The 9,017-nt window shown below is 67.4% G+C and carries 7 protein-coding genes; 5 read left to right on the top strand and 2 right to left on the bottom strand.

Annotated features, from left to right (window positions below; translation table 11 throughout):
* The first annotated feature begins 409 nt into the window (after positions 1-409).
* Together ACIBEF_RS18630 and ACIBEF_RS18635 are read left to right on the top strand one after the other, a co-directional pair.
* Complete coding sequence (locus ACIBEF_RS18630; protein WP_396794480.1) at positions 410-712, top strand: hypothetical protein; 303 nt, start codon at positions 410-412, stop codon at positions 710-712.
* Positions 713-1,076: 364 nt separating this feature from the next.
* Positions 1,077-1,358 carry an SCO0607 family lipoprotein gene (locus tag ACIBEF_RS18635; RefSeq protein ID WP_357193777.1) on the top strand — a complete coding sequence of 94 codons (282 nt, stop codon included), beginning with the start codon at positions 1,077-1,079 and terminating at the stop codon, positions 1,356-1,358.
* A 160-nt stretch (positions 1,359-1,518) separates the two neighbouring features.
* Here ACIBEF_RS18635 and ACIBEF_RS18640 read toward each other — a convergent pair whose 3' ends face one another.
* The gene (locus ACIBEF_RS18640; protein ID WP_396794481.1) at positions 1,519-3,078 is read right to left on the bottom strand and encodes a hypothetical protein; all 1,560 of its coding nucleotides are present in this window, start codon (positions 3,076-3,078) and stop codon (positions 1,519-1,521) included.
* Between the two features lie 369 nt (positions 3,079-3,447).
* Here ACIBEF_RS18640 and ACIBEF_RS18645 point away from each other — a divergent pair, with 369 nt between their 5' ends.
* Positions 3,448-4,563: a ricin-type beta-trefoil lectin domain protein gene (locus ACIBEF_RS18645; RefSeq protein WP_396794482.1), complete on the top strand. Its 1,116-nt coding sequence runs from the start codon at positions 3,448-3,450 to the stop codon at positions 4,561-4,563.
* A 205-nt stretch (positions 4,564-4,768) separates the two neighbouring features.
* Here the strand turns inward: ACIBEF_RS18645 and ACIBEF_RS18650 are convergent, their stop codons facing one another.
* Entirely contained in the window at positions 4,769-4,993 is a 225-nt protein-coding gene (locus ACIBEF_RS18650; protein ID WP_396794483.1) for a low temperature requirement protein A, read from the bottom strand.
* A gap of 190 nt (positions 4,994-5,183) precedes the next feature.
* Between ACIBEF_RS18650 and ACIBEF_RS18655 the strand changes: the two genes are divergently transcribed.
* Together ACIBEF_RS18655 and ACIBEF_RS18660 are read left to right on the top strand one after the other, a co-directional pair.
* Positions 5,184-6,800 (top strand): serine/threonine protein kinase, encoded by a 1,617-nt coding sequence (locus ACIBEF_RS18655; RefSeq protein WP_396794484.1) that lies wholly within the window; start codon positions 5,184-5,186, stop codon positions 6,798-6,800.
* Between the two features lie 520 nt (positions 6,801-7,320).
* Complete coding sequence (locus ACIBEF_RS18660) at positions 7,321-8,865, top strand: non-reducing end alpha-L-arabinofuranosidase family hydrolase (RefSeq protein WP_396794485.1); 1,545 nt, start codon at positions 7,321-7,323, stop codon at positions 8,863-8,865.
* Positions 8,866-9,017 lie beyond the last annotated feature (152 nt).

Consider the following 9,017-nt stretch of genomic DNA (forward strand, 5'->3'; position numbering starts at 1 on the left):
TAGACGTTTTGAACGGGCTATACGGGTTGTACGAGTTGGACTACCTTCGGTCGGTAGGTGCTCACCGACCGTAGGAGGCCCGGTGCGAAGAGTTCGGTTTGACGACTACCTGATGGCGACGGCGTTGACCTTTGCCCGTCGACACCGCCCGGTCTGGTCATGGATTCGGTGGCGGTACGTCTGCCGCTGTGGGAACGAGCTTCCCTGCCGCTCCCGCCGCAAGATCCCCATCAACCGGGGCCACTGGCCGGACGAGGGGGAACGGTGAAAGTGCCGTTCCTGGTGGAGCTGGCCTGGACCACGCTCGACGCCCACCGTCACCGACAGTGCCCTGAGTGTGCTGCGGAGGGCTGCCCAAACGTCGCCCTCGCCCGAGACCGCATCTCGACGTGGCGGAGGGCGGTGGGTCGTGCACCCATTCAGAGGTGGTGACCTCCTCCACATCACGCAGGCCGCCAGCGTCCAGTTCTCCCGGCCGTTCCGCTTCCGGCTCATCCGCGTACTCGAAGACCGGATCACCTACGACGGGTGGCTCTGGATCGAGGGGTACGAGCTAGACGCCCGGGGTGAGGCGGTAGCCCGCCGGGAACTCTTCGTCCAGCCGTACGGTCTCCGGAAGCTCTCCCCGGCGGTCTCTCCGGCCCGTAGGGAGCCTGCCCCGGTCCGGAAGGGCTCGGGGAAGCCCTCCCGCGCTTCGGGCCGTAGGGCGTAAGGGATCTCTGTAGTCCAGATCGTTACAGAGGGTGAGGGGTTCCGTGCGGCCGGGTTCCAGACCTTCTAACCCCGCAGCGTTTTGGTGTGGACGACCTTGTGTTTCCGCAGGTCGTAGCGTCTATCCACGGAGGACGCCTACGGATCAGAAGGTTAGGGGTTCGAGCCCCTTCGGGCGCACCAATTGAGCAGGTAATATAGCCAGTAGACTATTTTTCCTGCTTTCGTATGGGCGTACGTGTCGGACGCGGTTGTTCTGCTCGCCCCGTCGGCCTGGTCGATCCGGGCGAGGAATCGTGACGCCCGGCGCGAGATGAGTACGCGTGCGCATGGCAGGCGCTGCCGCAGCGACCAGAATTCCCTCCATGCGAACGCGAATCATGATCGCTCTGGCCGCAGTCGGCCTAGGTGGGCTGATGGCCACCACCGGTTGCTCGTTCCGGGAAGACATCTGCGCTGGTGGTGAGTATCCGGCGATCGCGGTGGGCGGGCAGGGCGGCAGCGCCTGCTTCCCGGATGGGCAGGAGCCGACCCCGCCGTACGTCCGCTACCCGGAGGGCAAGGTCCCGCAGCACGTCGACGACGAGTGGGACGTCTATTGGCGCAGCCACGGCATCGACGAGAACAACAACATCATCGATACCTGAACCGGGCACCCGGAGGGTCGTCGCCCGGCAGAGGGGCGACGGTGCGAGTCCCTGCGGTCGTTCCGCGGACGGCATCCGGTCCCGCAGCAGGTCCGATCTTCTGGATAGAACCTGTGCGGGACCGGATTGTCTGTCTCGTACTACCCGACTGCCGGGATGATCAGCCGAAGCAGTTGGGCACCGGCGGCGAGCTGGGGGTGCAGTTCGTGGGCCGGTTGCCGCTGATGGCGGTCTTCTGGTCCACTGTGACCTGGCCGCCGTCGTTGAAGATGCCGCCGGGTGCCAGGGTGGAGATGTTGTCGGTGACCTTGCTTTCGGTGAGGGTGAGCGTGGCGTTGTTGTAGATTCCGCCGCCCCGGGAGCTTGAGCCGATGGCCCGGTTCCGGTCGACGTGGGTGCGGCGCAGGACGACGGTGCCGCTGCCGTTGTAGATGCCACCGCCGTGTTCGATGGTGCTGTTCGTACTGGCGACGTTCTCGCTGATCCAACTGTCCTCGGCCACGAACTGGCCGATCTGGTTGAAGACGCCGCCGCCACGTTGGCCGGCTTCGTTGTGGTGGACCTTGCCGTGCCTGAGGTTGAAGACGCCGTCGGAGAAGATTCCGCCGCCCTCGCTGCCGGCTCGGTTGTCGTTGACCTCGACGTTCTTGGCCTCGGTGGTGGAGTTGATGCCACCGCGGATGCCGCCGCCGCGGAAGCCCGCGGTGTTGTTGTCCAGGTGGACGTTCTCGAGCACCGCGGTGCTGCTGTTCGACAGCCCGCCACCGGCGCCACCGATGGGCAGGATGTTGACGACCCCGATCGTGTTGTTGTAGCTCAGCCGGGTGTTCTGCACTGTGAGGTTGCCGTTGTTGAAGATCCCTCCGCCGTCGAACACGGCGCTGTTGTTGCTGATGGTGCTGACGTCGTCCCACTTCTTGTCGCGGTCCTTGCCGTCCCGGTCCTTGTCGTGGCCGTTCCCGCCGAGGATCCGCGTGACGCCGAAGTTGGCGATACCACCACCCGGGCCGTTCGTGTGGTTGTAAACCACGTTGGTGTTCTCGATGGTGGCCCTGCCGCCGACGTCGATGCGGATGCCACCGCCGCCTTGGCCGAGCCCGCCGTCGGCCAGGCCGCCCTTGATGGTGGCGTCGCGTAGCGTCAAATCACCGCCGGTTCCGACCTCCAGGATCCGGAACGGGGTGGCGTTGGCCGCGCGGACGATCGTGGATCCGTTCCCGTCGATCACGACCTGCTGAGTGATGATCGGCAGGCCGACCGCACCGAAGGGCACCGGCGGCTGGGGGGCCGACCTGTTGAGCGTGTAGGTGCACTTCTCGGCGAGCCGGAGCTTCGCCCCGGAGTTGGCGTTCGCGCGGACGATCGCCGCGATCAGCTCGTCGGCGTTGCAGGGTACGGACCGGAAGTCGTCGCCCCGGCCGTCCCGATGGTCGTCGTCCTTCTTGTGGTCCTTGCCGTCGCGACCGCCCGGGTCCTGGCCTCCGCGGTCGTCGCCGCTGCCTCGGCTGCCGTCGGCGAGGACCTGGCTTCCGGCTTTCGCGGGGGTGCCTCCGGTCTTTCCGGCCGCTCCGCTCATCCCCGCCGGGGTGAAGGCAGCCAGACCGACCACTCCGGTCAACCCGGCCACCCCGGCGATGAGCCAGCGTGCCCGCCGCCTCCTCGACAACGGGGCTTGAGCTGCCGCTACTTCGCTCATCTTCGGGTGTGGATAGTTGGACATCGAGCTACCTAGCCCTTCTCCGGACACCAGGTTCCGCACGTCGCATTAAGTGCAGAGGGCGACAAATCGGTTGTCGCCACCAAGGCGAAGGTAGTCGAATGATCTTCATGTCAAGGGTACTTATGCGAAAAAAGCCTACATTCGGCGTACGCGTCACTGCTGTCCCGACTGCACCAGGAGGACCAACTGCCCGTACCCGCACCGATCACCTGGCGCTTGACGTGGGCCGGATCAGCGACAAGAATTTACAGGAATCGCTGTTAGCGTTAACAATCCGTCCCAGTGCTGCGGCGGCATCGTCATGTCGATGCGGCGAGGTCGCGACGGCCTGACCCCTCGGTCAGCACTGCCACTGCAGGGGAGAAATTTATGCGAACCAGGGCAAGATGGCTCGCGGCGACCGCCGCGCTCGGCGTCGTCCTCGCCGGGGTGCTGACCTCGACCGGCCCGGCCAACGCCGAATCCAACGGCGGGGTGCGGGTGATGCCTCTCGGCGACTCCATCACCGAGGGCACGCAGGTGCCGGGCGGGTACCGCATCGGGCTCTGGCAGCGACTCGTCAACGGGCGCTACACCGTGGACTTCGTCGGGTCGCAGTTCAACGGGCCTGCCAGCCTGGGTGACCACGACCACCAGGGGCATCCCGGCTGGCGCATCGACCAGATCGACGCGAACATCGTCGGCTGGCTGAACACCCAGCGGCCGCAGACAGTTCTGCTGCACATCGGCACCAACGACATCCTGCAGAACTACAACGTGAGCAGCGCGCCGAACCGGCTCTCCACCCTGATCGACCGGATCACCACCACAGCTCCCAACGCGGAGGTGTTCGTCGCGCAGATCATCCCGCTCTCCAACAGCAACCAGAATGCGGCCGCCCGCACCTTCAACGCGGCGATCCCCGGCATCGTGCAGAGCAAGGTGAACGCCGGCAAGCGGGTACGCCTGGTCGACATGTACAGCGCACTCACCACCTCCGACCTGATCGACGGCGTCCACCCCACGGCCGGCGGTTACGACAAGATGGCTGCCCGCTGGTACAGCGCGCTGCAGTCGGTGCCCGGCAGCATCGGCGACCCGGGAACCGGCGGCGGGCAGCAGACCACTGCGATCGTGGGTGCCCTGTCCGGCCGCTGCGTCGACGTCCCCGGCTCTTCCACCACCAACGGCACCCAGGTGCAGTTGTGGGACTGTCACGGCCGCACCAACCAGCAGTGGACCTACACGAGCAGCAAGACGCTGACCGTGTACGGCAACAAGTGCCTCGACGCCGCCGGCTACGGCACCTCGCCGGGCACCCTGGTCACCATCTACGACTGCCACGGCGGAACGAACCAGCAGTGGAACGTCAACGCCAACGGCACCATCACCGGGGTGCAGTCCGGCCTGTGCCTCGACCCGTACAACGTGGGTACGGGCAACGGCACCAAGCTCGTTCTCTGGACCTGCACCGGCCAGGCCAACCAGCAGTGGAGCCGCCGGTAGCTCGTACGGTCGCGGCGGGTGGTCGGATCGCGGGTGATCCGACCACCGTCGCCTGCGATACCCCTTGGCCGTCGCGCGCCGGAGGCACCAGGTGTCGGTGCGTGTGATGCCGACCAGGCGCACCTCCTGCCGCAGAACCTGGTGTGCGGAGGGCAACGCCCGAACGACCGTGATGTCTGTGAGTCATATTGATGCCTCAGGGACATCACGCTCGCCGTAGTCGGGGGTCGTAGTACTCGGTGTCGATGGCGGTGCCCGCCCAGGTCCACCACGCGGCCAGCAGCAGGATGATGCTCTGTCCCAGTCCGCCCCAGGTGGGCTTCGTGGCCAACTGCATCGACAGTTGCGCGAACATGGCGACGTAGAAGACGTCGAAACAGCGCCAGCAGCGTCGCCCGAGCCGAAGAGTCGGGCCGCCCCTGGCCGGCAAGCACGGGCAGGGGCGGCTTCGTCAGCGCCAGCCGCGACGAGCCGGCAGCCCCGGTCGCGGCCGACTGACGGACGGCATCGACGGGATTCGGTGGACGGACGATAGGCTGCGGCCGGCGTCGGAGTGACCTAGGGGGACGGGTGATGGGCGGATCGGTTCGCGCGGTGGTCGCGGTCTGCGGGCATCCGGCGTGAGCGGCGGGCTCCGTCCCGGTGACCCGGCACGCCTCGGTGGGTACGAGGTGCTCGACCGGCTCGGTGACGGGGGCATGGGCAGTGTCTTCCTGGCCCGGTCGCCGCAGGGGCGGCGGGTGGCGGTCAAGGTCGTCCGCGCGGACCTCTCGCACGACGAGGAGTTTCGTGGTCGGTTCCGTAGTGAGGTGAACCGCGCCCGCCAGGTTCCACCGTTCTGCACGGCCGAGGTTCTGGACGCCGACCCGGACCATGACCCGCCCTACCTGGTGGTGGAGTACGTCGACGGCCCGAGTCTGGCCCAGGTGGTCCGGGAGCAGGGCCCGCTGGGAGGGGCGCACCTGCACGGCATCGCGGTCGGGGTGGCCACCGCGCTCACCGCCATCCACGGCGCCGGGGTGATCCACCGTGACCTCAAGCCGGCGAACGTCCTGGTCGCACCGGGTGGGATCAAGGTCATCGACTTCGGCATCGCCCGAGCCTTCGAGGCGACGAGCCAGCACACCCGGACCAACCAGATGGTCGGGACCGTCTCGTACATGGCTCCGGAGCGGTTCGACACGGCTTCCGGCCGTCCGGCTGGCCCGGCCGCGGACATCTTCGCCTGGGGGGCCCTGGTCGCCTACGCCGCGACCGGCCGCAGCCCGTTCGGGGGCGACTCCCCTACCGCGACCGCGATGCGGATCCTCACCCAACCACCGGACCTGACCGGGCTCGGTGGGCCGCTGCGGGATCTGGTCTCCCGCGCGTTGGAGAAGGACCCAGATGCCCGGCCCACGTCCCGGGAGTTGCTCGACGGGCTGTTGACCGCGGCGTCTCCGGTGGGTGCCGGCGAGCCGGCCCAACTCCTGGGCGCGACGCCGCCACGTGTGTCGCCCGCTGCCGGTGGTGACGATCAGGGCGTGCGGTCGACGACATCGGGTCCGGCCAAGGCCGGTCGTGCGGGTTCACGTCGGCGTGGCTGGCTCACCGCGTTGGGGGCGACCGCCGCGGTGGTCGCCGTGCTGGTGCCCGCTTTCCTCTTCGGTCCGCAACTGTTGAGTGGGCAGTCCAAACAGGACCAGACGGGCTCGGCGCCGAGCGGTAGCCCGGCGACGAGCGGGCCGGCGGCCACGGCGTCCACGCCTGCGTCGGGCAAGCCGTCCGCCTCCCCGTCGACCAGCGCGGACCCGACCCAGGCCATGCTGGCCGGTCAGCGGCGAGTCCTCCTGCACGTGGTGGAGATCGATCGTGACCTGTCGCTGCCGTCTCACGGCGAGGTCGAGGTCGGCAAAGGCACCGGCAAGGATGCGCTCTTCGTGCTCGTACCGGTCGGTGCCGACTACATGATCAAATCGGTCAACCCGGAGATCACCCACCGACCGTGCCTCGGGGTGAAGGTCGATTCCGAGGGGTACTCGGCGTTGGTCGGAGCCGATTGTCGGCCGAGCAAGGCGACGTTGTTCACGTTGTACCGTGAGGGCAACGACGACAAGGGGCGCCCCGCCTACGGCATCATCAACGACGAGTACGGCCCGGTGCAGTGGAGCCCGACCAAGAGCGAGATCTTCGTCGAGTTTCTCGGCGACGCCCCGCTGAACACGACGTTCAGCCTCGTCGATCGGGGCGCGGTCTGATTCGGGGTTGCCCCGGCTCCCGCGGACCAGCCCACCCGGTGGGCCGTGACTCGCACGGCGATCGGTCCTGACCGTCGCCGCGCCATCGCTCCTGCCGGTCGACCCGTCAGGCTGAATTTACCCGCAGCGAGCCATCGGCAATGGGCAGCCGTCGATGTTAACGCGCTCGCAGAGCCTCCTCAAGGGCCTGGCGGTGGTGCTGGCCGGGGATCTGGGGCGATGCCTGCGGGAATGCGGTTGAAGTCGTTTCACCTCAAGATCCGCAGGTCGACAGCGGTAGATGTTCCCAGCAAGTTACGTCTTGACGAACGGCATGTTATCGCTCACAGTCGATGCCTAAGGACGACGACACCTCGGCTTTCCGGGCGAGCCTTGCTTCGTCGACCTCGAATCAGGCGTGCGCTACTGCTTGCCGGCGTCTTGTTAGCGCTAACTCTCTGACGCCTGCGTGCTCGGCCACGCGTCGCGGTACGCCCACCCTCGGGCAGGCCGTTCGGCTCTTGGTCACTGGAGGAGGATCATGTCTGCCCTTGATAGGTCTCCATCGATCGCCACGCCTTCGCGGCGGCGACGTTGGTGGTTGCCCCGCATCCTCGCCGCCAGCGCGGCGGCGTTGATGGTCGGTGGTGCCGCCGTAACGGTGGTGTCGTCACCCGCCGCCGCGGCGACGGTCGACACGAGCGCGTGGTACGTGTTGGTCAACCGCAACAGCGGCAAGGCCCTGGACGTCTACAACCTGGCCACGAACGACGGGGCCCGGATCACCCAGTGGACCCGCAACAACGGCAACCAGCAGCAGTGGCAGTTCGTCGACTCCGGTGGTGGCTACTACCGGGTGAAGTCGCGGCTGTCCAACAAGGTGCTGGACGTCTCGGGCTTCTCGACCGCCAACGGCGGCAGCATCGTGCAGTGGAGCGACAACAACAGCACCAACCAGCAGTTCCGGCTGGCCGACTCGGACAGCGGCTACGTCCGACTGATCAACCGCAACAGCAACAAGGTGATGGAGGTGCAGGGCGCCTCGACCGCCGACGGCGGCAACATCGTGCAGTACGACGACTGGAACGGCACCAACCAGCAGTGGCAGTTCGTCCGCGTCGGCGGTGGGACCGACCCCACCACTCCGCCGCCGACGACCCCGCCGCCGGGCGGCACGTGCGACCTTCCCTCGACGTACCGCTGGTCCTCCACCGGAGTGTTGGCGAACCCGAGGTCGGGTTGGGTGTCGCTGAAGGACTTCACCGTCGCCCCGTACAACGGCCAGCAGTTGGTCTACGCCACCACCCACGACTTCGGGTCCAGCTGGGGTTCGATGAACTTCAGCCTCTTCTCGAACTACAACCAGATGGGTTCGGCCAGCCAGAACGCGATGAACTCCGGCACCGTCGCGCCGTCGTTGTTCTACTTCGCGCCGCGCAACATCTGGGTGCTCGCCTACCAGTGGGGCGGCCCGGCGTTCTCCTACCGGACCTCGACCGACCCGACCAACCCGAACGGCTGGTCATCGCCGCAGACGCTGTTCAGCGGCAGCATCACCGGCTCCGGCACCGGCCCGATCGACCAGGCGGTCATCGGTGACGGCACGAACATGTACCTGTTCTTCGCCGGTGACAACGGCAAGATCTACCGGGCCAGCATGCCGATTGGCAACTTCCCGGGCAGCTTCGGCTCGAACTACACGACCATCATGAGTGACACCACGAACAACCTGTTCGAGGCCGTGCAGGTCTACAAGCTCCAGGGCCTGAACAAGTACCTCATGATCGTCGAGGCGATCGGCTCGACGGGCCGCTACTTCCGCTCGTTCACGGCCACCAGCCTGGGTGGTACGTGGACGCCGCAGGCCGCGTCCCAGAGCAACCCGTTCGCCGGCAAGGTCAACAGCGGTGCCACCTGGACAAACGACATCAGCCACGGTGAGCTGCTGCGCACCAACGCCGACCAGACCATGACCGTCGACGCCTGCAACCTGCAACTGCTCTACCAGGGTCGTTCCCCCAGCTCCGACGGCGTTGACTACGGCCTCCTGCCGTACCGGCCGGGTCTGCTGACCCTGCAGCGCTGACCATCTGATCAAGCTCGACTGACCCGGAACGGGGGGGGGGGGGGGGCCCCCCCCCCCCCCCCCCCCCGGGCCACCCCCCCGGGCCCCCCCCCCCCCCCCCGCCGGGGGGGGGGGGGACACGGGGGGACCAGCACCCCCACACCCGGGGGGCG

Source organism: Micromonospora sp. NPDC050795 (assembly GCF_044456785.1).
GTDB lineage: Bacteria > Actinomycetota > Actinomycetes > Mycobacteriales > Micromonosporaceae > Micromonospora.

Bases quoted from the DNA above. Each gene is read 5' to 3' on its own strand.
- ACIBEF_RS18645 (WP_396794482.1), top strand. From the start codon at position 3,448: ATGCGAACCAGGGCAAGATGGCTCGCGGCGACCGCCGCGCTCGGCGTC.
- ACIBEF_RS18635 (WP_357193777.1), top strand. From the start codon at position 1,077: ATGCGAACGCGAATCATGATCGCTCTGGCCGCAGTCGGCCTAGGTGGG.
- ACIBEF_RS18660 (WP_396794485.1), top strand. From the start codon at position 7,321: ATGTCTGCCCTTGATAGGTCTCCATCGATCGCCACGCCTTCGCGGCGG.
- ACIBEF_RS18640 (WP_396794481.1), bottom strand. From the start codon at position 3,078: ATGTCCAACTATCCACACCCGAAGATGAGCGAAGTAGCGGCAGCTCAA.